This window comes from Methylobacter tundripaludum SV96 (assembly GCF_000190755.2).
GTDB classification, from domain to species: domain Bacteria; phylum Pseudomonadota; class Gammaproteobacteria; order Methylococcales; family Methylomonadaceae; genus Methylobacter_A; species Methylobacter_A tundripaludum.
In genome coordinates this window covers 1,332,978-1,357,454 of sequence record NZ_JH109152.1, presented here as the reverse complement: position 1 = coordinate 1,357,454, position 24,477 = coordinate 1,332,978, and the positions used below count along the sequence as shown (strand labels likewise).

22 protein-coding genes are annotated in these 24,477 nt (G+C 44.1%); 17 read left to right on the top strand and 5 right to left on the bottom strand.

Annotated elements, in window-relative coordinates; all coding sequences use genetic code 11:
- Positions 1 to 3: 3 nt before the first annotated feature.
- The 5 genes from METTU_RS06160 (at position 4) to METTU_RS06135 (ending at position 5,989) form a co-directional block, all read left to right on the top strand.
- Positions 4 to 1,155: a glycosyltransferase gene (locus METTU_RS06160; protein ID WP_006890449.1), complete on the top strand. Its 1,152-nt coding sequence runs from the start codon at positions 4 to 6 to the stop codon at positions 1,153 to 1,155.
- 385 nt (positions 1,156 to 1,540) lie between these two features.
- On the top strand, positions 1,541 to 2,395 hold the full coding sequence (locus METTU_RS06150) for a phytanoyl-CoA dioxygenase family protein (RefSeq protein ID WP_006890447.1): 855 nt from the start codon (positions 1,541 to 1,543) through the stop codon (positions 2,393 to 2,395).
- 58 nt (positions 2,396 to 2,453) lie between these two features.
- Positions 2,454 to 3,626, top strand: a complete 1,173-nt coding sequence (locus tag METTU_RS06145; RefSeq protein WP_006890446.1) for a class I SAM-dependent methyltransferase — start codon at positions 2,454 to 2,456, stop codon at positions 3,624 to 3,626.
- A 373-nt stretch (positions 3,627 to 3,999) separates the two neighbouring features.
- Entirely contained in the window at positions 4,000 to 5,082 is a 1,083-nt protein-coding gene (locus tag METTU_RS06140; protein ID WP_169624859.1) for a DegT/DnrJ/EryC1/StrS family aminotransferase, read from the top strand.
- On the top strand, positions 5,072 to 5,989 hold the full coding sequence (locus METTU_RS06135) for an NAD-dependent epimerase/dehydratase family protein (RefSeq protein WP_006890443.1): 918 nt from the start codon (positions 5,072 to 5,074) through the stop codon (positions 5,987 to 5,989). The genes METTU_RS06140 and METTU_RS06135 overlap by 11 nt, the downstream gene beginning before the upstream one ends.
- Before the next feature lie 125 nt (positions 5,990 to 6,114).
- Here the strand turns inward: METTU_RS06135 and METTU_RS06130 are convergent, their stop codons facing one another.
- Genes METTU_RS06130 through METTU_RS06115 form a run of 4 tightly spaced genes read right to left on the bottom strand, consistent with a single transcriptional unit; the run spans position 6,115 to position 11,156 of the window.
- On the bottom strand, positions 6,115 to 7,230 hold the full coding sequence (locus METTU_RS06130) for an SPASM domain-containing protein (protein ID WP_006890442.1): 1,116 nt from the start codon (positions 7,228 to 7,230) through the stop codon (positions 6,115 to 6,117).
- On the bottom strand, positions 7,227 to 8,930 hold the full coding sequence (locus tag METTU_RS06125; protein WP_006890441.1) for a carbamoyltransferase C-terminal domain-containing protein: 1,704 nt from the start codon (positions 8,928 to 8,930) through the stop codon (positions 7,227 to 7,229). The genes METTU_RS06130 and METTU_RS06125 overlap by 4 nt, the downstream gene beginning before the upstream one ends.
- Positions 8,927 to 9,979, bottom strand: a complete 1,053-nt coding sequence (locus METTU_RS06120) for a methyltransferase domain-containing protein (protein ID WP_040579668.1) — start codon at positions 9,977 to 9,979, stop codon at positions 8,927 to 8,929. Before METTU_RS06120 ends, METTU_RS06125 begins: the two co-directional genes overlap by 4 nt.
- A gap of 25 nt (positions 9,980 to 10,004) precedes the next feature.
- The gene (locus METTU_RS06115) at positions 10,005 to 11,156 is read right to left on the bottom strand and encodes a glycosyltransferase (RefSeq protein ID WP_081466876.1); all 1,152 of its coding nucleotides are present in this window, start codon (positions 11,154 to 11,156) and stop codon (positions 10,005 to 10,007) included.
- Between the two features lie 188 nt (positions 11,157 to 11,344).
- On the opposite strand from METTU_RS06115, the gene METTU_RS06110 reads away from it, so the two are divergent.
- From METTU_RS06110 to fliT, 12 genes are all read left to right on the top strand, one after another.
- On the top strand, positions 11,345 to 12,049 hold the full coding sequence (locus METTU_RS06110) for an acylneuraminate cytidylyltransferase family protein (protein WP_006890438.1): 705 nt from the start codon (positions 11,345 to 11,347) through the stop codon (positions 12,047 to 12,049).
- Between the two features lie 15 nt (positions 12,050 to 12,064).
- The gene (locus METTU_RS06105) at positions 12,065 to 13,045 is read left to right on the top strand and encodes an NAD-dependent 4,6-dehydratase LegB (protein ID WP_006890437.1); all 981 of its coding nucleotides are present in this window, start codon (positions 12,065 to 12,067) and stop codon (positions 13,043 to 13,045) included.
- A gap of 28 nt (positions 13,046 to 13,073) precedes the next feature.
- Positions 13,074 to 14,222 carry a LegC family aminotransferase gene (locus METTU_RS06100; protein ID WP_006890436.1) on the top strand — a complete coding sequence of 383 codons (1,149 nt, stop codon included), beginning with the start codon at positions 13,074 to 13,076 and terminating at the stop codon, positions 14,220 to 14,222.
- Positions 14,222 to 15,403 carry a UDP-N-acetylglucosamine 2-epimerase gene (gene neuC / locus METTU_RS06095; protein WP_006890435.1) on the top strand — a complete coding sequence of 394 codons (1,182 nt, stop codon included), beginning with the start codon at positions 14,222 to 14,224 and terminating at the stop codon, positions 15,401 to 15,403. The genes METTU_RS06100 and neuC overlap by 1 nt, the downstream gene beginning before the upstream one ends.
- 3 nt (positions 15,404 to 15,406) lie before the next feature.
- Positions 15,407 to 16,507 (top strand): N-acetylneuraminate synthase, encoded by a 1,101-nt coding sequence (gene neuB / locus METTU_RS06090; protein ID WP_006890434.1) that lies wholly within the window; start codon positions 15,407 to 15,409, stop codon positions 16,505 to 16,507.
- Positions 16,508 to 16,515: 8 nt separating this feature from the next.
- On the top strand, positions 16,516 to 17,163 hold the full coding sequence (locus tag METTU_RS06085) for an acetyltransferase (protein ID WP_006890433.1): 648 nt from the start codon (positions 16,516 to 16,518) through the stop codon (positions 17,161 to 17,163).
- 3 nt (positions 17,164 to 17,166) lie between these two features.
- On the top strand, positions 17,167 to 18,219 hold the full coding sequence (locus tag METTU_RS06080) for a nucleotidyltransferase family protein (protein ID WP_006890432.1): 1,053 nt from the start codon (positions 17,167 to 17,169) through the stop codon (positions 18,217 to 18,219).
- Between the two features lie 126 nt (positions 18,220 to 18,345).
- Positions 18,346 to 19,200, top strand: coding sequence for a flagellin N-terminal helical domain-containing protein (locus tag METTU_RS06075; RefSeq protein ID WP_006890431.1), 855 nt, complete (start codon positions 18,346 to 18,348; stop codon positions 19,198 to 19,200).
- Between the two features lie 91 nt (positions 19,201 to 19,291).
- Positions 19,292 to 19,705 (top strand): flagellar protein FlaG, encoded by a 414-nt coding sequence (locus METTU_RS06070; protein ID WP_006890430.1) that lies wholly within the window; start codon positions 19,292 to 19,294, stop codon positions 19,703 to 19,705.
- Positions 19,706 to 19,740: 35 nt separating this feature from the next.
- Positions 19,741 to 21,129, top strand: a complete 1,389-nt coding sequence (gene fliD / locus METTU_RS06065) for a flagellar filament capping protein FliD (RefSeq protein ID WP_006890429.1) — start codon at positions 19,741 to 19,743, stop codon at positions 21,127 to 21,129.
- 15 nt (positions 21,130 to 21,144) lie between these two features.
- Positions 21,145 to 21,534, top strand: coding sequence for a flagellar export chaperone FliS (gene fliS, locus METTU_RS06060; protein ID WP_006890428.1), 390 nt, complete (start codon positions 21,145 to 21,147; stop codon positions 21,532 to 21,534).
- Positions 21,518 to 21,853, top strand: coding sequence for a flagellar protein FliT (gene fliT / locus METTU_RS06055; RefSeq protein WP_006890427.1), 336 nt, complete (start codon positions 21,518 to 21,520; stop codon positions 21,851 to 21,853). Before fliS ends, fliT begins: the two co-directional genes overlap by 17 nt.
- Before the next feature lie 33 nt (positions 21,854 to 21,886).
- Here fliT and METTU_RS06050 read toward each other — a convergent pair whose 3' ends face one another.
- Positions 21,887 to 24,403: a motility associated factor glycosyltransferase family protein gene (locus METTU_RS06050; RefSeq protein ID WP_006890426.1), complete on the bottom strand. Its 2,517-nt coding sequence runs from the start codon at positions 24,401 to 24,403 to the stop codon at positions 21,887 to 21,889.
- Positions 24,404 to 24,477 lie beyond the last annotated feature (74 nt).

Sequence of the window (24,477 nt, the reverse complement as noted above, 5' to 3'; positions counted from 1 at the left end):
GCAATGAAAATTACTCATATATCAATTTTTCTACCCAATGATACCAATCTTTATCGCACGTTATTTAGTTGTTTGGAAAAATCGTTTGTTAAGGCGGGTATTAAGGTGTCTGGTTGCCTCAGATTATTGGCCGAATCGGAAATGTATTTATGGATTCAGCAGAATAAACCTGACGCTGTTTTTGAGATGAATCGTGTTAAAGATGAAATTCCAATATTACATGATCTCGGCATTCCACATATTACCTGGGTAGTTGATTTTCAAGGTAGAACCCAAAATCATCTTAAAGGCAGCGACATTACCTATTTTTTTGACCCGAACGCGGATGCAAATTTTGATGCTGGGGGTATACAAGACTGGCTACCGCCAGGCACATGTACTAAGACGTTTTCTCCGCTTCAGTTAAATCTTGGTAATTATACGGAATTTAATTTTATTGGACATATTCCAAAGCCATGGTCTGATGAAGAATTGAACAGGAAGATAGACCTGGAGTCTGAATCGACATTCGAGATGCTGCTGAATGGTTATGAGGAACATTTGGCGAATACGAAATTTGAAATGAAAACGCTTGAAGATCTCGAAAATATTATTAAAAATATTTGTAAAAAAATATCTATTAATGAAAGTTATGTTGAAAGGAATGTATATTACGATTTAATGGAAAAGACAAAACGACTAAACAACAGAGCGGAGTTATTGGGCATTGCATTAAAAAGATCAGATTCCATTGCTATTTATGGCTCTCTAAACTGGAAAGAATGGCCTGCTTATCGAAAATATTATAAATATTTTATAAATTGTCCATCCGAAATGAATATTGCCCATCAATCATCAGCAATTAATTTGCATGATGGTGTTAGTTTTCATTTTCGGGCTATCGATTGCATGGCTTCCGGTGGGGTTATTTTTTGGTATGATAATACTGTCGTCTATAAAGAGCAAAAAAGGGTGAGAGGCTTATATGATTTTTTTGATGATCAATGTCATTTTTATACGTTCCGGGAAGATAACTTTGATGAAGCTTATGAGAATTTTAAACGTAATAGTGGGTCTGTAAATAAAATAAAAAATGACATTATAAGTATAATAAACTCCCATCATACGTGGGATCATAGAGTTAATAAGATTATTAATGATATTAAACTTATTTGAACTTAGATGTTTTTCATAAGTATATTTTATATATTACCCGGTTATTTTTAGGAAGTGAATGTTTTCTATTTTTCGTTAGGTTGGCTTATGTTTATTTCTTTATGATGATATGTATTGCTCAGGGATTTTTATCAAGGAAAAATATTAGGCATTCTGCTGTATGTTGAGTATAAGACATGGCATGACAGGAATGCTAAAAGATCAAGTTTTAATGCCAATGCGGACTGTTTGTCAATGGCATAATAAACAATTTTTTATAAGTAATAGTATTCTAGATCATTTTATTTTACTCAGTAATGAACTTATTAATACCATCCAACAAGGCTTACATTTTATTATTAGAAATAAGCGTTATATAATTATAAAATAAAGGTGAATAGAAATTATGCAAGATAAAGCTCCTTCTCTAATAGAGCCAATACCTGGGTCATTATCCAATTTAGATACGAAACTCTTCTGTGAGCAGGGATTTGTTGCCATTGAAAACTATTTTGATACTAATTTGCTCGCTCGCATAGCAGATGAATGCTTACAGTTTACTCAAAGCACTATAACTTCATTTTTGCCGGAAGATAAGCCCGCAGCTGTGTTTTGGAGGCATGTGCGGGGTGATACGAAGCGTATTAGGCCACTTGAGGAATTCGATACGCTTTCTGAATTTGCTTTGGGTGAGCAAGCAAGTCATCTTGCTAGGCAGTTTGCTCATGTTAGTCTGGGTGAAACAGAACTAAGGCTTCTTGAAACTATTATGTTTTCAAAGCCGCCGGGTGAAGGTGAAATGCTGAGTTGGCATCAAGATGCTGCATTTTTTCCATTTGAGCCTCAAAATCAGATTGCGCTGTGGATTCCGCTTGATGATGTGGATTCTTTGAATGGCGGTCTTGAGTATGCGGTGGGTAGTCATAAGTCTGGTATTATTGGCGGTCCTTATGATCTTCATTCAGGAAAAGATTTGAGTGATGGGAGTAGCTGTTTGTCACCTTTAGATTTTGTTAATAAAAGTTTTGAGGTTTGTGGTATTAAGCTTCGCGTTGGTGGAGTGGCTGCTCATGATGGTCGAACTTGGCATCGTTCATTGCCCAATAATTCGATGGATCGACAACGTCGCGCCATCTCTTTGCGTTACCTTGTGGGGCAGACTCGATATGCGCCTCGGCAAGGTACAGCCTCAAGTATGAATATTCAAGTTGGAGTCGCTCCTGGCGAGATTATTAATAGTCCCTCATTTCCCCTTGTTTAACATTGTATATTTTAAATATGTTTTCATTTATGCGAAAAGAACTATCAGGAAGCTCATAATGGCATCTACACAACCTATACATAAGTGTCACTCATGTGAATTCGAGGGGCTTCGCAGTTTTGAGAAAGCGGGAAATCTTCTGGCAGTGACTTCGGATTGTCGGTCATGGGAAGATAAATTCTTAGTAGGGGTTTGTCCTCAATGCGGTTTAGTTCAAAAAGTCGTAGATGAATCCTGGAGTAAATCCACTAAACGTATTTATTCATCCTATGATCTTTATCACCAAAGTGTAGATCGGAGTGAGCAACTAATATTTGACCAAGATATAGGCGTTGCATTACCTAGATCGGAAGTTATGTTTCGCAATTTTTTCGGGAAATTTACGATACCCGAGAGTGGACGTTTCTTGGATTTAGGTTGTGGGACAGGACCCACATTGAAGGCGTTTTCAGCGCAAGTACAAAATTGGAGTTTATTTGGTTTCGATCCCCATCTTCCCGACCGGGAACGCGTCCTAAAAATTCCGAATGTTTGCGATGTGTATGAAGGGGAGTTGGCTGACATCGAAAATACTTTTGACCTTATAACAGCCGTTCATGTGCTTGAACACGTAACTAACCCGCTTTCTTTTTTGAGAAGTATGCGTGATCGTATGCATGAGAACAGTCTTGCGATACTACAGGTTCCGCATTTTCCAGATTCGCCTTTTGATATTTCCATTTTTGATCATTGCTCTCACTTCTCGAAACAGAGTATTGAAATATTATTGGCGCGTGCAGGCTTGCAAATTGAATACCTGGATACGCAATTACTCCCAAAGGAAATTAGTATTGTTGCGCGTCGAACTGAGGATGTAATACAAAGAAATCAAGATAATAACTTGCTTTCACAGCAAAGTGCCATTGTTGAAGCTAGTATTGCCTGGCTTTCAGCTCTTCAGGAGCAAGCTCTTACCACAAAAACTGATGTACTTGGGGTTTTTGGAACGTCGATAGGTGCTAATTGGCTTTATGGAATCTTACATGATCGTATTGCATTTTTTGTGGATGAAGATCCTTTGCGCTATGGGCGAGAGTATCGAGGGCGTTATGTTTATAGCCCGAAAGATATACCGCAAGGAAGTAAAGTTTTAATGCCGCTCCCTAGAGATATTGCATGTCAAATCCGAGAGCGTTTAAATCCACATCAATGTGAGTTTATATTGCCGCCAGAAGATGCATTAAATAACTAACATGGCTATGCAGTTGACAGCCCAAACCACTAAATGTAGTGCTTTCTCGTATGGAGATATATTTTGTGAGCATGATAGATTTTTCGGACAGAAAAACGCGTATGGAGTATTTAAGCTGATGCGTCAGGTGAAACCTTGAAAAAGGCAGCGTTACAAATGTTCGAGCACGGAACCACGATACGTAAGTACGAAGGGGTTGAAGGCAATGTGTTGACGCAACACGGCTATAGGTATCAGCCTAGCATCCAAATGTCGAATCAGGAGATGCCATCCTGCCGGTATATTGTGTCGTTTATTGCTTGTTGGAATAGTAAAAAGTTATTTGGAGATGGTTTTGGGACAGCATGATTCATTTCAAGTGCCCTACGTTGGATTGAAACAAGAATTTGGGCAGCGACAAGAAGAACTACTGGCCGCGTTCAGCACAGTTGCCGCTAACGCCAGTTACATTTTGCGGGAAGATGTCGAGCTGTTTGAAGAATCGATTGCCAAAATGTTGGGGGTGCGATATGCCATCGGCGTAAATAGCGGCACCGATGCACTGTTTTTAGCGCTGAAAGCCTTGGATATTGGTAAAGGCGACGAAGTAATAACCGTTGCCCATACGTTTGTTGCCACTGTGTCCACGATAGTGCATTGCGGTGCGAAACCGGTTTTAATCGATATAGCCGATGATTTTAATTTGGCGGTTGAAAAACTGGAGCAAGCCGTTACTGCTTCGACACGGGCGATTATTCCGGTACATATGAATGGTCGTTGTTGCAATATGGACGCATTATTGGCAATTGCCGGCAAATATCGTTTACATGTTATTGAAGACGCCGCGCAATCGCTGGGCGCGCATATTAATGGCGTATATGCCGGGAATTTTGGGATTATTAATGCGTTCAGCCTGCATCCAATGAAAAGTCTGCATTGTTATGGCGATGGGGGGCTTGTTACTACCAATGACCGGTGTTTGGCTGAGCAAGTCAGGTTATTAAGAAATCATGGACAGAACCAAAATAAAGAGCTGGTGGCTTTTGGCTTTAATTCCAGGCTGGATAATTTACAGGCGGCTTTATTAAACGTTAATTTAAAATACTTCGAAAGCGATATAAAACGGCGAAGGCAAATTGCCTTGCGCTACCATACAGGCTTAATGAATTGTGTTGATCTAAAATTGCCACAGCCACCGAAAGATAGTGGCTATTTCGATACATTTAGCTCCTATCCGATTCGTTGTCTAAAAAGGGATCAATTACTTCGTCATCTCCGGCAGAAGAATATTGAATGCTTCATTCATTGGGAAAAGCCATTGCACCTCAACGAGTCTATTAAGCTTGGTAATTTTGATTTGCCGGTTACCGAGCAAGTATCGAGAGAGGTATTATCCTTACCGATACACCCGTTTCTTGATGACGAGCAGTGTGAATATGTGATTGCCGCTATTAAGGAGTTTTTTAATGGCTGCTAAGTATTTCATCACCGGCATATCGGGTTTTGTCGGTAGCGAATTGGCAATTGCCTTGGCCAAATTAGGCCATATTGTCGTCGGCGTGGACAGGGTTTATCCGCATGACGATACGGTTGGAGATTTTGCCGAATTGGGCATCGAATATGTCAATCTGGATCTGCTGGATAAAGAACGATTAACTCCGTTATTACATGATGTCGATATCATTATTCATGCGGCTGGGGTTTCACGGGTTAGCGATGCGAGAGCCAACCCCTTAGAGTGTATAAATTCTACGATTTTGGCGACAACCAATCTGATTGAAATTGTGGCTAGCCAAACGGAATCTGCTACGGCAAGAAAACCGCTGTTTATTTATTTGAGTACTAGGGAAGTCTCTTTTTACGACAGATTGGACGACAGTCAAATATCTATCGATCATATTTACGCGATTTCCAAAAAAAGCGCTGAGCAGTTGATACTGGCTTTTTCAAACAGTTTTAATATTCCGTTGGCTATTTGTCGCCTATCCGATGTTTATGGTGGCAAGCGCGACCATGTTAACAAGTTATTGCCGACTTTCGTAAAACGAGCCAAGCAAAACAAGCTGGTTCGGGTTCTTGATAGCGAAACCCGCTTTCACTTTACCCATATTCAAGATGTCATTGTTTCGATACTGGAAATTGCCGAATTATTGAAAAAGTCCGGCAATATGAAGAAATTTTTTGAAATATGGTCCGAAGAATCTTATACCGCCGAAGAGCTGGCGACTTTGGTAGTATCGAGTTTTAAATCGAATTCAATAATTGATTATGTGCCTCGCGAATCCGATGAAACCATGCAGCAAATAAACTTCAGTTATCAGGAGTGGAAGTTCTCGCCTAAAGTCAGTCTCAGGGAGGAATTGTGCAGATTATCGGGAATTTAAGCTTGTAACAAAAAGCTATTTTATTATGAATTAAATCCTTTGTTAGTCTTTCAGACTTTTGAAGTTTAATAATGTATCGGGATTTGTTATCGAACCCAATACTTTACTGGGTTCGATAACAACTTCTAATTGGGTATTTGATAATCGTTGCGTTGCTTTATTCTGTAGATCAATCCGTCTAAACCGCTGACCGCGATGTTTTTAGTGTCGCTGTAAGCTTGCATTTCAGTGAATTTACTGATCAATGTTGCTGGGTCAAACAAGGGGTAAAGAAAAATATTTTCTTCGGGAAACTCACCTTGTAATGCCGCAAAATTTAAATCTACCTTTAGATTTGAAGCTAAATCGATGGCGTCATACATTTCGTCTAGCGTGCAGCTCATTACTACATAATTCCAGCATACCAATATTCGATTTGTCTCGGACTTGGCTTGGATTTCAGCCAGCGTAAATAAGCACTCCATGACTCGTTCATAATTTAATCCGACCCGAATTTTTTCAAAAGTCTGTTTTGTTACGCCGTCTATTGAAACTAAAAAATAGACCGGGTTTTCAACGTTTGTAAGCGCCTTAATTCTCTCTTTAGTTAGTAAGCTGCCATTGGTAATTACATATTTGATTAGGTCAGGATTGATGCTTGAATCGAATTTTTCCAGGTAATTGAAAAACCGTTTACTGCTGAAAATTTCACCGCCTTGCCATCTAAAAACTTTTGCGGTCGCTTTTAAAGGTTCAATTTTATTGAGTACGTCGTCAGAATGTTCTAAATTGCTGAGGTGCTCTTGATTGCACATAAAGCAATCGGAATTGCATCGAAGTATCGGTTGGGAATCCACATAAATAGGGAGGCCGGAAACTTGCAGTTGCTTGTTCTTATATTCACTGATGACGGTTTCAATGTTTTTTGCCAGTGCAGATGAGTCTACGGGAATTGTAAAGTCCAGATTGATACGCTCTTTGGCGGGGGGTTGCACGGCGTCTTCTGATTTTGCGCCACGCAAAAAAGGACACTCGGGTGCGCAACCGGCGGCCATATAATTATTTTCGCCTATGAGTTTTCGAACCGATTGAGCGGCCTCGGAATTCCACATATCCTCCAAGCTGTCTTCGTGAATATTCCCGAGTCGAGTTCTATTTTGAGTGCAGCAAGTCACCTTGCCGACTGCATTGATCAAAACATACGCCCAAGGATGCACACAATGGCTATCAAGTAATTCGGAAAAGTTAGGTGGCTTTTTCATAAAAGTGTCTTTTGTGATTTATTTAAGAATAAATTAGGGGGGCTAAATACCAAGTCAACCGCATTTTTCTCAAGTGCGCGGATTATATCGTGGACACTGTTAACAATAGGTTCTTCATGAATATTGAATGAGGTATTCAGCAGACACAATCCCCCGGTTTTTTCGTGCCAAGCGATTAATAAGTCATAAAAGAAGGGGTTACTTTTTCGGGTAACGATATGCGGTCTGACGGTATTATCAACATGTATCGCTGCCGGCGAGTTTAATGCAAATTCTTCGGTAACAGGGAAACTTAGGGTCATAAAGTTAGCGGATACACAGGACGATTGGTAATTTTTTAGGCAATGCCCGGCAAAATCTTCTGCAATACTGGGAGCAAACGGCATGAAGTCATCGCGTTGCAGTTTACGGTTAATTTGTGCGGTGATGTTTTTATCAAACGCCGAAGCGATAATGCTTCTATTGCCCAGCGCGCGGGGGCCGAACTCGCTCCGGCCTGATACTAAGCCCACAATGGCTTGTTTCTCAAGCAAAGTTATTAATTTATCAATAGGTTGTGATTCGACAGTGGTCTGAATGCAATGCCGTTGAAAATCGTCGGCAGCTGCTGTGTATAATTCGCAGGTCGGTCCAAGATACACATGGTCGATCACAGCAACCTGTTCAGCCTTGCTCAGCTGATAATGATAAACGCTGCCAATACAGATGCCGCCATCGCTCATCGCCGGATAGACAAAAACCTCGTCTACGCAATCAAGCTGACGTATTTTCTGGTTAAGCTTGACGTTGCTGAACACGCCGCCAGCCAAGCAAATCTGGCGCAATCCTGTTTCTGTAGCGTGTTTTTCAATTAAATTGCACACAATATTTTCTAACTGCTGTTGAGCGGCGGCGGATAGATCGTTGCGTGAATAGATTTCGGACTGTTCGGTTAATGCAGTCGAGTAGTTGGTGAAAAATGGGGTATAGAATTCACCAAAGGCCGGGCAAATCAAGCCGTTTTCCAAGTGGATGATTTTCTCGATTAAGGTTTGTGCCGCTTCGGGATTGCCGTAAGCTGCCAATCCGGTGATTTTGCCTTCGTGGCGGTTGGGGGTAAAACCACATAAATGGGTGATGCGACCATAAAAATAACCGAGGCTACGCCAGCTGGGGCTGGCATAAAGTTCTTGAATTCCGGAGGTTTTACCCGCGCGACTGATGGTCAATGATTTGAAATCGCCACGACCGTCTGCGGTGATAATCAGCGCGTCCTGAAAGGGTGAGGGGGCAAAAGCCGCAGCTTGATGCGACTGATGGTGACTGCAATTGTAAATTATCTTGTCTGGAAATCGTTGGCGGATAGCGTCGAAGAACTCCCGGCGTTTTGCGCCGTCAATTTCTCGCTCAGTATCGATGCGCTGTTCAATGATAGCACTGGCTGTCGCATTCAGGGCCGGTTCTGCTGACAATAAGGCGTTGATATAGGCTTGTTCGGCGGCGCTGTCGGTAAAATCCTGACTGAATCCATAGCAGATCAGATCAATATCACCAGCTGATAAATTGCTTTCCTTAAGAATCCAGTTAATCGATTGTGTCGGAAATGCGTCGTCGAATTTTTTCCGGCTTAAACGCTCTTCGCTGACGGCCAGTTTTATTTGGCTGTTTTGAAATAGGCAGGCACCGCTTTCACTGCCGGAGGTAATGCCTAAGATATTCATTGGCTTAACCAGTCGCGGAAATGAATTACCGATTTTCTAAGATGCTCGATACGCCAAGCGGCGAGATTCCGGTTTGGCGTTGCATGTAAAATTTGACCGTTAAATACATCAATGTTGGTATGTTTCCTGACTAAAAAATATAGCGATACGATAACCAGTGCCGCATCGCGGTCAGCATGGTCGTGAAGGCTTTTAAGCAGATCGATTAATTGTCGGCGCAGATCGATTATTTCCGGGGATGTATCAAATATTTCAGCAACATGAGCTTGGCCGGTTGCCAGCGGCTGATGTAGACAATCCAAGTCAACATAATCGGTGATATGCCATTTCACCCGAAAATTTTCATCCTGACTGGAAAAGTCGATTGCAAAAGGTTCTGCCGAGCACTGACATTGCAGTTTGAGCTGTTCGGCATCGGCGATGAATTCGCGAGGATGAAACGCCAGCCACTGAGGGGTCAACAAATCGTCGATCATGTCGCCGACAAACTGATTGTCCAAACCATACGGATGCAGCAGCCGGTAAGCGACGAGCAGTTGCGCCGGGGTTAGTCTATCAATGGTAGCGATTCTTAAAGCTGAAACCAGCCAGCGGCTCCATGTGCCTGAACGATAAACTCTAAATAAAATGTCGCTGTTTGCTGTCATGTTGGGCAGCAAATTTTTAATAAAGTCTTCGCGGTTCTGCAAATGGTGATAAACCCCGGCGATGAAAGCCAGGTCGATGTGCTTGGCGGAGCCCAGAGATTGGCTGATATCAACTTGTTCGCTTTTGATATTGTCAATCTGGTTTTCAGTGATGTAATGATTTAAAAACTCGACATGTTTGCGATTGATGTCCAGATGATAAACCTGTCGACAGCCCAGTTCCTGAAACACGATAGCTTGCCATCCTGAGCCGACGTCAAGAATGGTTTTGTCGTGTAACTGGTTTTCGGAGATACCGAATTTCGCCAGTTCTGCCTGAATTCTGTTGCGATATTTTTGTAAGGTTTGCTGATGGTCGGTGTGAATATGGCTGTGAACATGTTCGGCATAAAACGTGGTCATAGGCAAAGCTTGGGGCGCGATACGGTCAGACGACACTGTAGTAATCCCGAATGATTTTCTCTGCGCGGTGGGCCCAGGTGTGATGGGCGCGCACATGCTCGGCTGCTGTTGTCACGATTTTTTGTCTTACCGTATCATCGCCAAGATATTTGTCGGCAAGTTCTGCAAAATCATTTTCTAAAAATGGAACGTAATGGACGAAAGGTTCAAAAATTTCCAACATACCGCCTTCTGTGTGGTCATCCGGTGTCCGTTTCGCGAATATCAGCCCACCTGCGGACATGGCGTCAAATACCCGAAAGTGCGGGCCGACTCCTTCGTGCAGGTTAAGTTTTGTCGACTGGTAAATCTGTTTCAACTCCTGGGGATGATCTACAAAATGATGGTAATGGGGGCGGTATTGTTCCCAGTTTTTCCAATTTTTGGAGCCGTAGATTCGTAACGAGTCGGAGCTTTCGAGCACCGGAGAAATGAGTTGATGACGGTTCCTCAGTCGCACCATCCGGCAGCCCAGATCGTAGCGTAGCTGCTGGTCTTGGATTTCTATTTTTTGCGCATAACGCTCTTCAATCAGCTCGTAGACCGAGTTAAGGTAGGTAAAGTTTTCAAAATTTTCGAAACTGAAGGCTTTCCAGTAGTCTAACAGTTCGTCATGCAACCGGCCGAAGGTGATTGTCTGGCCTTGGTATTGGCAAATCTCACGAGACAGCTCTTTCTCCGTCCATGGCGCAGGAATATGGCCGACAAAGGAGAAATCAGATATCGCCTGTTGGGATTTGAAGTCATAAGCGGTTTCGCAGGCGCCGGGCGGTAGCCAGTCGACCAGTCCGCCGTTTGCGGTAAAAGCGCGTTTCCAGGGACCCCCGAAAAAATAGGTAATATCGCTGCCGTGATAATAATCGACGGGCTGTCCCAGTGAGTCGACGATCCAGGCGATATGCATAATGTGTTTCGGCAGATTAGGCAGTTGGCTGCGCGAACGGTTCAATTCAAAAATCAGATCGGGTTTGAACTGCTGGCAAAACGCCAGCAGGCAGGTTTCATCGTAGTGACTGACTGAGGCAAATACCTCGACATTGTGTTTTTCAAAGCCTCTTTTTAATCCAAACAGTATAGATAAATAAACTGTGTTGGCGTGTGGCATGAATATCGCGACGCGTAATGGTTGTGAAGTCATAAATGAGGCGTTTCAATCCCTATTTTGATATAGTCGTGTGTAATTTGTATGGCGACCAAAAAAGCAGGCCGTATCTGTTTATCGGTATATATTTGAATAACTATAAATAAAATTCTGTACTAAATTCGGGTGGGAAGTCTAGCACGTTGTTACTTTACAAAGTTGAATTTACTATTTTAAAGAAGATAATGCCAATTCAAACATTAATTATTGTTCCGGCCAGAAGCGGTTCAAAAGGAATACCCGACAAAAACATAAAATTGCTGGGTGATAAGTCTTTGATTGCTTGGACGGCTCAGGCAATACAAAAAGCAGATTTGAATAACTATATTGCTGTTTTATCGACAGATTCCGATCACTATGCAAAAGTTGGATGTGATGCCGGTTTGCGCGTTCCTTTTATTCGTCCAGTTGAATGCTCAAATGACAAGGCTTCAGCGCTTGCTGTTGTAGAACATGCTCTGCACTGGTTTGAGGACGAATATCATTATTTGCCTGAACAAGTGATGTGGTTGCAGCCAACTTCCCCTTTTCGGTCATCTGCTATAATTGAGCAGGCTTTAGAATTGATGGAAAGGCGGCAAGCGGATGGGGTGATCGGTTGTAAAGAAATACACCGGGACCTGACTACCTTGTTTAAAAGTAATGATGGTTTTTTAACGGCTCTTTCCAATGACAAAGCTATTCAAACCCGACGGCAGGAAGTAGAGCCGTTACTGACACCCAATGGCGCCATGTATCTTTGCAAGACATCGGTTTTACAGGAAAAGAAATCGTTTTATTCCGAACGTACCGTACCGCTGGTGATGGATGCTGTTATGAGTCTGGATATTGATACATTAACCGATTGGGCAATGGCCGAAGCTTTTATAAAAGCAAAATTAGTCGAATGATGACACCGTAAAGTTATGGCAAATATATTAGTGACAGGGGCTGATGGTTTTATCGGCTCGCATCTTACAGAAATGCTTGCCAAACAAGGGCATCAAATCAAAGCATTGTCTCAATACAATTCGTTTAACCATTGGGGTTGGCTGGAAGAAGTCGATTGCCTGGATCAGATAGAAGTACTGAATGGCGATGTAAGAGACCCGCATTACTGCAAACATATTACCAAAGGTATCGATGTCATTTATCATCTGGCGGCGCTGATAGCGATTCCGTATTCCTATGTAGCCCCCGACAGCTATGTCGATACCAATATCAAAGGCACCTTAAATATTTGCCAGGCCGCTTTGGATAATCAGGTTCAGCGGGTGATACACACCTCAACCAGCGAAGTCTATGGCACTGCCCAGTATGTGCCTATCGATGAAAAACACCCCATGCAGCCGCAATCGCCGTATAGCGCCAGTAAAATTGCCGCCGATGCGATGGCGATGAGTTTTTACAATGCCTTTGAATTACCGCTGACTATAGCGCGCCCTTTTAATACTTACGGGCCGAGGCAATCGGCAAGAGCCGTCATTCCTACTATCATTACCCAGATTGCCGGCGGCAAAAAACAAATCCAATTAGGCGATGTATCGCCGACGCGGGATTTTAATTATGTGGAAGATACCTGTCGCGGCTTTATTGCGCTTGCCGAGTCGGATAAAACCCTTGGCGAGACGGTGAACATCGGCTCCAATTCTGAAATATCGATAGGCGATACCCTTAATATCATTAAAAACATCATGCATAGCGATGTGGAGTTTATTGTCGATGAGCAGCGTTTACGACCTGAAAAGTCCGAAGTGAACCGGCTCTGGTGTGATAATAAAAAAATTAAAGCGCTAACCGGTTTTGAATCAAGGATTGATATAACAGAGGGCTTGCGGTTAACGGTGGACTGGTTTTTAAATCCGGAAAACCTGAAAAAATACAAATCCGGTATCTACAATGTATGACGACTGCAAGGACGCAGGAGGTAGAACAATGCATGGAGCGATTGTCGAGGATTTCATTCGTTGTGTCAGGGAAATTTATCAGACTGATGAATTAATACCCTTACATGAGCCCCGGTTTCAGGGTAGGGAAAAAGAATACCTGATTGATGCCATAGACAGTACTTTTGTGTCCAGTGTCGGGCAATACGTTGACCGGTTTGAAGCGGATTGCGCCAGATATACCGGGGCAAAATATGCAGTGGCTACGGTTAACGGCACCGCGGCTTTGCATGCGGCATTGTTGCTGGTCGGTGTTAAGCGGGATGAAGAAGTGATTACCCAGGCATTAACCTTTGTCGCAACCTGCAATGCCATTCATTATTGCGGCGCCGAGCCGGTTTTTGTCGATGTGGACAGAACGACCTTGGGGCTTTCCGCTCAGGCTTTGGAAGATTATTTGGGTGAGTTTGCCGAAGACCGCAACGGTGAGGCCTGGAATAAACAAACCGGCAAACGGATTGCCGCCTGTCTGCCCATGCATACGTTCGGGCATCCTGCCGACATGGGCAGGATTGTCGAAGTGTGTGGAAAATATCATATCCCGGTGGTTGAAGATGCCGCAGAAGCGCTGGGCAGCACGTTGAATAAACAGCATTGCGGAACCTTCGGTCGAGTAGGCGTTTTAAGTTTTAACGGTAATAAAATCATGACTACCGGCGGCGGCGGAATGATTTTGACCGACGATGAAACCTTGGCCAAACAGGCCAAGCATTTGACCACGACAGCAAAACAACCGCACTCATGGCAATTCATACATGATCAAGTGGGCTTTAATTACCGGATGCCCAATCTTAATGCCGCATTAGGCGTGGCGCAGCTTGAATGTGTGCCGCTGTTCGTCACCAAAAAGCGCGAGTTGGCGGCACGGTACATTGAGTGGAGTCAACAAAATGGATTTCAGTGCTTTATTGAGCCGGAAGCCGCATATTCGAATTACTGGTTAAATGCGGTAGTGCTTGAGAATCTCTCCGAGCGGGATGCTTTTTTAAAGGCAACCAATGAACAGGGCATAATGACCCGGCCAATTTGGGAACCCATGCACCGATTACCTATGTATCGGCATTGCCGGAAAGGTGCGTTAGTCAACACGGAATGGGCGGCTGAGCGGATTGTGAATATTCCGAGCAGTGTAATCTGATGCAGCAGCAGGCAAAGCGTAAAATTTGCGCAGTCACCGGTTCCCGCGCTGAATATGGTCTGTTGTACTGGCTGATGAAGGAGATCCAGGACGATTCGGCTTTGGAATTGCAGATTATCGTTACCGGTATGCATCTTTCGCCGGAATTCGGCTTAACCTGGAAGCAGGTAGAGCAGGATGGTTTTATTATCCATCGCAAAGTGGAGATGCTGCTGTCATCGGATACGCCGGTCGGCATCAGTAAATCGATAGGCTTGGGCGTCATCGGCTTTGCCGATGCGCTGGAATGTTTGCAGCCGGATGTGCTGGTGGTTTTAGGCGATCGTTTCGAGATTTTTGCGGCGTGTCAGGCGGCTATGACGCATCGCATTCCGATTGCTCATATTCACGGCGGCGAAATAACAGAAGGCGCGGTTGACGATGCCATCCGCCATGCCATTACCAAAATGTCCCATTTGCATTTTACTGCAACGGAAAGTTATCGGCGGCGGGTCATTCAGTTGGGCGAGCAGCCGCAACGTGTTTTTAATGCGGGTGCGCCGGGTCTGGATAATATTTTTCGTTTGCAACTGCTGGATAAACCGCAGCTTGAACAAGCCATTGGTTTCAAGCTGGGCAAGCGTAATTTGCTGGTCACTTTTCATCCTGTCACCTTGGAAAATGCCACGGCGGCATCGCAATTTGGCAATCTTCTGAAAGCCCTGGATTGCTTTGACGATAGCCACATTATTTTTACTCAGCCAAATGCGGATGCTGATGGTCGCGTGATTATCGATATGATTGAACAATACCGGCAGCGCTTTCCCGAACGAATAGCGTCTTTTGTATCGCTAGGGTCGTTACGTTATCTTTCCGCGCTGAAATATATGGATGCTGTCGTAGGCAATTCATCCAGCGGCTTGATAGAAGCCCCGGCTTTCAAAATTGGCACGATCAATATCGGCGACAGGCAAAAAGGGCGGCTTTGCGCGGACAGCGTGATTCATTGCGAGCCTGAAGTTGATGCGATTGTGCAGGCATTCAACCGGCTTTTTTCCGAGAAATTTCAAGAATCATTGAAGACGGTCGAAAACCCTTATGGCAACAGTGGCGCATCGGCAAAAATAAAAGAGCTATTGAAGTCTCAATCTTTGGACGGCTTATTAAAAAAGAGCTTTTATGATCTTGGTAATGGGGAATAAGCGATGAGTACTTTTATTATTGCCGAAGCCGGCGTCAACCATAACGGCAATCTGGAAACAGCGCGCCAACTGATTGACGCCGCTGTTGCAGCGGGCGCGGATGCAGTCAAATTTCAGACGTTTAAGGCTGAAAACCTGGTTACCCAGCATGCCGGGAAAGCGGCGTATCAAAAAATCACCACGGATGCCGATGAAAATCAGCTGACGATGTTAAAGCGGCTGGAATTGAAATATGAGCTGCATTTTCAGTTATTAGCCTATTGCCAGAAGCTGGGGATTGAATTTTTATCGACAGCATTTGACTTTGAAAGTCTTGATTTTCTTGTACGCAAGCTTGGCGTCGAAACGCTTAAAGTTCCTTCAGGGGAGATCACTAACGGACCTTTTTTGTTGGCGCATGCGCAAACCGGTAAACCCATTATTTTATCGACAGGTATGGCGACTTTGGGCGAGGTTGAAACAGCCTTGGGCGTGCTGGCATTCGGCTATCTTGCGATCGCCGGCGATATTGGAAGTGTGGGATCGCTGCAACAGCGGCAACCCTCCAGTAGCGCTTTTCAGCAAGCCTATAGCTCGGCGCAAGGTCAGGCTGTGTTGCGGGAAAAAGTAACTTTATTGCACTGTACTTCCGAATATCCAACGCCTATGGAAAATATTAATCTGAAAGCAATGGATGTTTTACAGCAGGCTTTTGGCCTGAGGGTAGGTTATTCGGATCACAGTGTAGGTTTGGTTGTGCCTGTTGCGGCGGTAGCCCGAGGCGCGACAGTCATCGAAAAGCATTTTACGCTGGATAGAACCCAACAAGGCCCCGATCATAAGGTGTCTCTTGAACCTGATGAGCTTAAAGCGATGGTTCAGGGCATCAGGGATGTTGAAAAAGCTTTGGGGCAAGGGCTTAAAGGTCCTCAGCCGATGGAGCTGGAGAACCAAAAGGTCGTTCGTAAAAGTCTGGTTGCAAGATGCCCTATTTCTTCAGGGGAATGCTTTACTGAAACAAATTTGACCATAAAGCGTCCCGGAACAGGAAAAAGTCCAATGGATTATTGGGTGCTGTTGGGTGAGTCGAGCAATCGTAATTACGATGCAGACGAATTGATTTAAAGGATGTAATGACTAAACCTATCATTATCTTGGGCGGCGGCGGGCATGCTAAAGTCCTGGTAGATATTCTTCATCGGCTAAATTGTCGACTATTGGGTATTGTTGATCCAAATCAATCTATAGGATGCGTGTTGCTGGGACTCAATGTTCTGGGCTCGGATAATGTGGTATTTGATTATTCGGCGGCAGAAATTGAACTGGTTAACGGCGTGGGTTCGCTCCCGAAAGATAAAGGTTTGCGAGCCAGATTATTTAATACGTTTAATGCCAAAGGCTACCGCTTTAAAACCCTGGTTGATCCAACCGCGTTCATCGCGGCCGACGTTGAATTAAGCGATGGTGTGCAGGTGATGGCAGGTGTCATTATTCAGGTAGGCACAAAAATTGCTAAGAATACTATTGTGAATAGCGGCGCAATTGTCGAGCATGATTGTCGAATCGGGCGACATGTTCATATTGCGCCGGGAGCCGTGCTTAGCGGTACCGTTGATGTAGGCGACGCTGTTCATGTTGGAACGGGGGCAACAATTATTCAAGGCATCAGCATTGGCGCAGGCAGCATTATTGGCGCCGGTAGTGTGGTAACGCAGGATATTGCTTGCAACCGGATTGTATATCCGCCTCGTTCGCAAATAAAGTCTATTAATAGAGATTAAGGTATGAAACATAACTGGCGCAATGCACTGATTAATCCCCAAACCAGCTTGCAGGAAGCTATTCGCGTTATAGATGCAGCTGCGCTACAGATTGCATTAGTTAGTGATGACCTTGGGAGACTATCCGGCGTGGTCACTGACGGCGATATAAGGCGGGCCTTGATGCGGGGGCTTTCTTTGGATCATGCTGTCGCGGAAGTCATGAATGCGAATCCTAAAGTCGCTTCGATCAATGATTCCAAAACCAAGATGTGCGCCGTTATGGAGGCGCACAATTTAATTCATTTGCCGATTTTGGATGCCGATCGCAAAGTGGTTGGGCTGGAGACTTTGCAGGGATTGTATAAGCAACCGCATTTCCAAAATCCGGTGTTCTTGATGGCGGGCGGCTTTGGTAGACGCTTGCGGCCTTTGACGGATGTGTGCCCTAAGCCTTTGTTGGAAATCGGCGGTAAGCCGATTCTCGAAACCATTATTGAAAGTTTTGTGAGTTCGGGATTCAGGGATTTTTATATCGCGGTCCATTATTTGGCGGATCAGATTAAAGATTATTTTGGCGATGGGCAGCGTTGGGGAGTGCAAATCAGTTACATTGAGGAACATGAACCGCTAGGAACGGCGGGAGCATTGGGTCTATTGCCCGCTGATCTGCCCGATTTGCCGATGATTGTCATGAACGGCGATATTTTGACACAGATCAATTTTCCCCGTTTGCTGACCTATCATAATGAGCATCAAGGGGTAGCGACGCTGTGTGTTCGTCAATATGAATACCAGATTCCTTATGGTGTTGTAAGTATGAATGGTCAACGTATTACCAATATCGTTGAAAAACCTGTTCACAGCTGTTTTTCCAATGCCGGGGTTTATGTGCTTAATCAATCGTTGGTGCAAACCATTGCCAAGCAGCAACAGATCGATATGCCGGAGTTTTTAAATCAGCAAATTAAGGCGGGGGAATTGGTTTCAATGTTTCCAGTTCATGAATATTGGTTGGATATAGGCAAAGAGTCCGATTTCTTACAGGCTCAAGGAGAGTTTTCCAAATATTTCTGAAAAAATATTAAAGTAATTTAAATGCACGTCGATAACATTATCGAGACGAAGGTTTAACAGGTTTTTTGAATACATAAATTAATTTTTTCTCTTGGGTAAGCCGAGGGATTTTTGGGAGATACGATCATGGTCATGCAAATTAATACAAACCTTGGGGCATTAGGCGTTCAAGGAAGTTTGAATAAAAACTCAATGAGTCTCAGCACTTCAATGGAGCGGCTGTCCACAGGTTTACGGGTCAACTCTGCAAAAGACGACGCAGCCGGTTTGGCGATCGGGGACAGGATGAACTCGCAAATTCGCGGCATGACAGTAGCGATAAGAAATGCTAATGACGGCATATCTATGGCTCAAACAGCTGAATTTGCAATGGGTACGATTACCGACACCCTGCAACGGATGCGTGATTTGGGCGTCCAAGCGGCTAACATGGGGGCAGTGGGTTCTGGTGACAGACAAAAATTGCAACTGGAATTTAAGCAATTGGGCTTGGAAATTAAGCGGATTGTTGATAATACTACATTCAACGATAAGAAAATTTTAGCAGGGTCAATGAAGGGTGCTAATTTTCAGGTCGGTGCGGGAACAGCCACAAACAATCAGATTTCCATTACTGTTTCTAATTTAATGTCAGTCGGTGGTGTAAAAGCCGTGGCGTCAGCTACTCCTGGGGTATCTATCGGGTCAACGGCGGGTTCAGCAAAAATAAGATCAGCAATAGACAGTATTGATTTGGCGATTAAAAATGTCGATAACTTCCGGGCTACTTTGGGTGCGGTTCAGAATCGATTTACTACGACCATTGCAAATTTACAGTCATCTGTTGAAAATCAATCCGCTGCTAAATCACGGATTATGGATGCTGATTTTGCCGCAGAAACGGCTTCTTTAAGTCGCTCTCAGATTCTGCAACAAGCCGGCACAGCCATGTTGGCACAGGCGAACCAATCTGGGCAGGGAGTGCTGAGTTTACTCAGATAAGGTTTTAAGGAAACGGTCAGGGAAGGCTGAGGCTGTAGTGGTACTACAGCCTTTTCCATTTGGAAAATAGGGTTAACTGAAGGTTAGTAATATGAACAGTGAAATTACAAATGTATCGAAGCTTGTTCCGGCTACAGTTGTGAAAAATAAGCGACAAAATGAAGACTCAGCCTCTTTGAAAACGGATGCGGTAATTGATAAGAAAGTTGAATCCGAACCAGCCTTGTCACCTGATGGTTTAAAGGAAAAGGAGTTTGATTCTAACGTAACATCTCTGGATAAGCTAAAGTCAGCAGCAGTTGAGGGTAATTCAATACTTCAAGCTGCAAACCGTAACTTAGAGTTTAAGATTGATGAATCAACAAAAAAAGTTGTGGTTAAAATTGTTGATAATCAGACCGGTGAGACAGTGCGTCAAATTCCGTCGGAAGATATGCTGGCATTCATAAAAAAGATGCAGGAACTGGACGGTAAAAAAGGCTCTGTTATTCAGAGTAGAGCTTAATTTTTTAAGTGACTTTAATTGCGAGGAGGTAAGTTATGTCTATTTCATCCTCAACCGGGATTGGTAGCGGCATGGATATCAATGGCATTGTCAGTCAGCTGGTTCAAGCTGAAGGACAGCCTCAGTTTAATGCTATCACCCGTCAGCAGACGGCTGCTAACGCCCGGTTAAGTGGGCTTGGCTCATTAAAAAGTGCGTTATCAAGTTTCCAAACAGCGGTGCAAAAACTTAAGGATGCAAATTTATTTAAAGCCACTCAGGCCGTTTCTGCGAATACGGCTATCTTTACAACCACAGCCGGGGCTGGCGCGGTGCCGGGAAGCCATACTGTGGAAGTAACTCAGTTGGCTAAGTCGAAGCAATCGATTACAACTACCGAATATGCTAATACTGCTTCAGTTGCTACAGCAACAGGAGGTGCTCTTAATTTTACATATCCGGCAGGTTCCACAAAAACAGCGTTTGCCGTAACTATTGGAGCTGGTGCTACATTGGCGAATGTTCGCGATGCGATTAACGGTGCGACGGGTAATAATGGTGTGACAGCCAGTATTATTAATGTGGATTCTACAGTGACACCCGGTACAACCATTTCAAAATTAGTGCTGACATCCAAAGATGCGGGGACTGCTAATGCGTTTAGCTTGGCGGTTACGGGCGGCGATGCAGGATTGAATGCTCTTGATACGGCAACTCCCGCAAACTACAGTACAGTGGCCGCTACGGATGCCACGATCAAGATTGATGGATTAGCGGCGACTCGCAGCACTAATACAATCACCGATGTGCTTCCCGGTGTGACCTTGAATTTGCAATCCGCTGCAGTTGGAACGGTTGTTAATTTGGGTGTTACTTTGGATACAACGGCGATCAGCAAAACGATTACCGATTTTGTAACGGCATACAATAGCCTTCATTCAACTACCAGTGGATTAGGTAAGTATGCGGGAACTTCAGGTTCGTCAAATGGTTCGCTGCTGGGCGATGCAACATTACGTAACATAAGCAATCAGTTAAGGCAGGATACCAGTAGCACTGTAACCTCAGCGACCAGTAGTTATAATTCATTGGCGATGATTGGTATTTCGATTAATAAAGACGGGGTTATGGCATTGGACAGTACCAAGCTTACTACGGCTTTGACCGCCAATCTTTCGGCTGTGAGCGATGTATTCTCATCGACTGATGGCGTTGCTACCCGATTAGATTCAAAATTGACACAGTATTTGCAGTCGGGTGGGCCTTTGGATTCGCAACAAACATCACTGAACAAACAATTGACGTCTTTTACTGCAAAGAGAGCTGATGTCCAGAGCCGTATGGACAGCTTGCAGGCAAGCATGATCAAGCAGTTTACAGCAATGGATGTAATCGTCGGCAAATTGAAGTCGACATCCACGTACCTTGCTCAGGCATTGGCATAATAAAGGAAGGCTGATATGTACCCAAGTGCTTACAAAAGAGGCGTAAATCAATACGCTAATGTGCATAATGAAAGCGGGTTAGCGGATGCTTCGCCGCATTATTTGATACAAATGTTAATGGATGGTTTTTTGGCTAGGGTGAATGCCGCGAAAGGGGCGATGGATCGCTCCGATTTAGAGTTAAAGAGCGTTTATATATCTAGAGCGGTAGCAATAGTCGGCGGCTTAAACGAAGCAGTTGATTTAGAAAAAGGCGGCGAAATTGCAGCCAATCTTAGTCGATTATATAACTATATGACTACTCGTTTATTGCAAGCCAGTCGCGAAAATGACGAAGCAATACTTGATGAAGTCGCTTCGTTAATGAGGGAAATAAAAGGAGCCTGGGATGCCATCAAAAACTGAGGAGTGCTCTGCTGACCAGCATCCTCAGTTTCAATTGGAAGAGTTGGCGGCACTGTCTAATCAAGTGTCTGAATGTGCTGCCGCAGAGGCATGGGAGCAATTAGCCGTAGTGCTGGATTTGCGGCAGCACTGTTTGGAAAAATTGTTTTCAGAAGCTGTTATGGCGTCCGAGGCTCTAAAATCGTTGGCAAGCTCAATTATTGAGGAAGATGCGGTTTTAATTGAAAGAATACAAGAGCAAAAAAAAATACTGGAAAAACAAATAGTCGCTTTCGATAAGGGGCGACAAGCTACACAGGCATACACATCTGTCGGATAACCCTGCTTTCCCTTTCACATAAAGTTATAAATTTCAATTTAAAGTCTTCAAATAAGTCAGTTGCTTTTTTAAGTCGATTGCCGCTTTCGAATCCGGCGTTTTTGTCAGGATATAATCAAACATCAGCTCTGCGGCGTCATAAATCTTATTTTCCATATAAAGTGTTGCTAGTTTTATTTGCCCCAAAGTGTCTTCAGGAAACTGGCTGATATAGTGGTTATAAACATCTATGGCCGCGAATGCGTCGCCTCGTAGGCGGACTATTTCCGCATAGAAGGGCAGATAAACGGGATTGATCTGAGATAAGCATTGTAGAGACAGGTAAGCGTTAGTATTGTCAACGTTGTTTGTGTTGATGCTGATGGACGCTATTCTTAACAATGCTTCTTGCAGTAATGGAGAGTCTTCGCTATCTATAATATTGTGGTAGGCGGTTATGGCTGTTTCAGTGTCATTTTGCAATTCAGCCAAGTAGCCATTAAGTAAATAGACATAGGGAACCGCAGCAGTTTGATCTTGATGCTTATGTAACCCCGATAGCAGGTCTTTTAATTCCTGTGTTTTTTGATGTTTGAATAGTAGACCTGAGCGTTTTTTCAACATGGGAAAGCTGGCGTGATTTTTTGCTTGCGCCATGTGCCCAGTGTTTTTATTGGATAAGATGGAAGTAAACAGGTCTTCCAGTTCATTAAACTCTGTTTGTACCGACTCCGGAATATTGGCATGGGGATGGTTTTGTCGCCATAATCCGGCTCGACCGAAGCTACGATCTTTGCGCCATTGACCGAATAGTTGAGAGAAGTCCGGTTCGTCGCGAGTTTCCTCGTGGCGTGACTGAGCCCGCTCTATGGCATCGCTGATTAATTTAAGTAGTGCGATTGCGCCGTCACGATAGGCCTCGTAATAGGCATTGCCCATTTCTTTAGCTTCTTCCGCGCTCCAATCCTCATCAGTAAAGGGTTTAGTGATTTTTATAAAGTTACGAATACCGAATCGTTTAACAAGCTTGCTGTATTGGCGATGGTCTCGGTTGAGCTTTTTTTCAATTTTGTCGAGTTTTCTTTTGTCTTTGTAGTTTTCGATGGCGCCCTGAGCGCTATACATACTCTCGTTTATTGTTAAAGCGTCTTTAGCCAGACGCAAGATAGCGTTTATTTGAAACTGAGCGCGCTTAAGTTCGCCGATGATTACCGGGTCGTTATAAGAACGATGGCTTGACGCTGCTATTTGTTTGGCAACAATGGCCGTGACATCGATCGGATTATCGTCCAGCTGAATATCTGCCAGAGGCATGTAGGTTACATTGTCGACTTTGGCGGCATTGGCGGAAGGATTGATTATTTGACAACCTGTTGCGGTAATGGCCTTGGCCTGTATTGCCAGCGTATTGATTGCGGCGACCAAATCGCAGCTGGTTGGCGCCATGAAATCGCCATTGGTTTCTGTTTGTAAGGAGGTCAAGTTAAAGCGGGGGCCGGCAATATGTTCATCGCTGCCGGCGGCATGGGTGTAGCCGTCCCGTGTAAAGCAAAGATCGACACCGGCCAGGATAATGCGATTAAAGCCGAATTTATGCGCTACGCTCAAAGCGGTATTGGTGACGGTTGGACCTACCCCGTCAAAATTGGCCTGGTTTAACGTTGATTTCCAGGGAACTTGGCTGCCCAAATAGAGACCGGTTCCTCGCCACTGGCTGACTAGGGTCGGAACGGTGTGATAAGAGTAAATAAAAATGGGGCGGTCGCTGAAAGTGAGCATTTCTTTGCTGATGTCGAAGCTTAATTCGGTGGGATCGACGGAGAAAATAAAATCAGGTTCAAGGTTGATATTTTTTAGCTGTCTGGAAATGCGCGAGACTGCAAAAATAATGAGCTGTTGGCGGTGTTTCTGCACCCAGGGCAACGCTTCGTCCAGAGACGGCCCTCCTGCCAGTAACACTGCGGTCTTTCCCTGAAAGGCGTTAGTAAGTAATTTAGCCGGTAATATGTTGTCCGCTAAATTGGCAAGCTGACGTATGGTAAACGCTTCGTTGCCGAGAGACACATTGTAATGCCAATGGCCTTGGGCCAACATTTCGGTAATGTGCCAGCTGAGCTCTGCATAGGCATTGTAATTATCGTCTTCAGCGCAAAGTGAATTAAAGGATCGAACTGAGTTAATATAAAAATAGTCTTGTATTTTAAATAACTTAGCCGATTCTTCCCATTCGTCGAGCGTTACGCAGACTATAGCCGGATCTAATTCTTCAAGCAGTTGATGGTTTATCAGCTGTTCAAGCACAGACTCAGGTTCGATAAAAATATATCGGGAGCCGTTAGGCAAGCCTTTTTGTTGCAGGTATAGGGGTAATAAACCGGAATCGGTACCGATAATGATATTTAGCGAATTAGATTGAAAGAGTGTGTTGCCGAATTTTGCCTCGAATAGCGCCTGGGAACTGATTTTGCCGAAGCTATCCCTATTAAGGTTGTAAAAGAATTTTTCCCCAAAAACATTGGTTTTAATAGGGCCGACATCATTCGTGGCTATGAAGCTGCTGTTTTCATCCATTGATCTATCGCTAATTCAGTATTTTGATGTTTTTGTAAGGCAATGCGGGCGCAGCCAATAAGTCTTCTGCGGTA

Coding starts and splice junctions, on each gene's coding strand:
- METTU_RS06160 (WP_006890449.1), top strand. CDS start 4: ATGAAAATTACTCATATATCAATTTTTCTACCCAATGATACCAATCTT.
- METTU_RS06150 (WP_006890447.1), top strand. CDS start 1,541: ATGCAAGATAAAGCTCCTTCTCTAATAGAGCCAATACCTGGGTCATTA.
- METTU_RS06145 (WP_006890446.1), top strand. CDS start 2,454: ATGGCATCTACACAACCTATACATAAGTGTCACTCATGTGAATTCGAG.
- METTU_RS06135 (WP_006890443.1), top strand. CDS start 5,072: ATGGCTGCTAAGTATTTCATCACCGGCATATCGGGTTTTGTCGGTAGC.
- METTU_RS06130 (WP_006890442.1), bottom strand. CDS start 7,230: ATGAAAAAGCCACCTAACTTTTCCGAATTACTTGATAGCCATTGTGTG.
- METTU_RS06125 (WP_006890441.1), bottom strand. CDS start 8,930: ATGAATATCTTAGGCATTACCTCCGGCAGTGAAAGCGGTGCCTGCCTA.
- METTU_RS06120 (WP_040579668.1), bottom strand. CDS start 9,979: ATGACCACGTTTTATGCCGAACATGTTCACAGCCATATTCACACCGAC.
- METTU_RS06115 (WP_081466876.1), bottom strand. CDS start 11,156: ATGACTTCACAACCATTACGCGTCGCGATATTCATGCCACACGCCAAC.
- METTU_RS06110 (WP_006890438.1), top strand. CDS start 11,345: ATGCCAATTCAAACATTAATTATTGTTCCGGCCAGAAGCGGTTCAAAA.
- METTU_RS06105 (WP_006890437.1), top strand. CDS start 12,065: ATGGCAAATATATTAGTGACAGGGGCTGATGGTTTTATCGGCTCGCAT.
- METTU_RS06100 (WP_006890436.1), top strand. CDS start 13,074: ATGCATGGAGCGATTGTCGAGGATTTCATTCGTTGTGTCAGGGAAATT.
- neuC (WP_006890435.1), top strand. CDS start 14,222: ATGCAGCAGCAGGCAAAGCGTAAAATTTGCGCAGTCACCGGTTCCCGC.
- neuB (WP_006890434.1), top strand. CDS start 15,407: ATGAGTACTTTTATTATTGCCGAAGCCGGCGTCAACCATAACGGCAAT.
- METTU_RS06085 (WP_006890433.1), top strand. CDS start 16,516: ATGACTAAACCTATCATTATCTTGGGCGGCGGCGGGCATGCTAAAGTC.
- METTU_RS06080 (WP_006890432.1), top strand. CDS start 17,167: ATGAAACATAACTGGCGCAATGCACTGATTAATCCCCAAACCAGCTTG.
- METTU_RS06075 (WP_006890431.1), top strand. CDS start 18,346: ATGGTCATGCAAATTAATACAAACCTTGGGGCATTAGGCGTTCAAGGA.
- METTU_RS06070 (WP_006890430.1), top strand. CDS start 19,292: ATGAACAGTGAAATTACAAATGTATCGAAGCTTGTTCCGGCTACAGTT.
- fliD (WP_006890429.1), top strand. CDS start 19,741: ATGTCTATTTCATCCTCAACCGGGATTGGTAGCGGCATGGATATCAAT.
- fliS (WP_006890428.1), top strand. CDS start 21,145: ATGTACCCAAGTGCTTACAAAAGAGGCGTAAATCAATACGCTAATGTG.
- fliT (WP_006890427.1), top strand. CDS start 21,518: ATGCCATCAAAAACTGAGGAGTGCTCTGCTGACCAGCATCCTCAGTTT.
- METTU_RS06050 (WP_006890426.1), bottom strand. CDS start 24,403: ATGGATGAAAACAGCAGCTTCATAGCCACGAATGATGTCGGCCCTATT.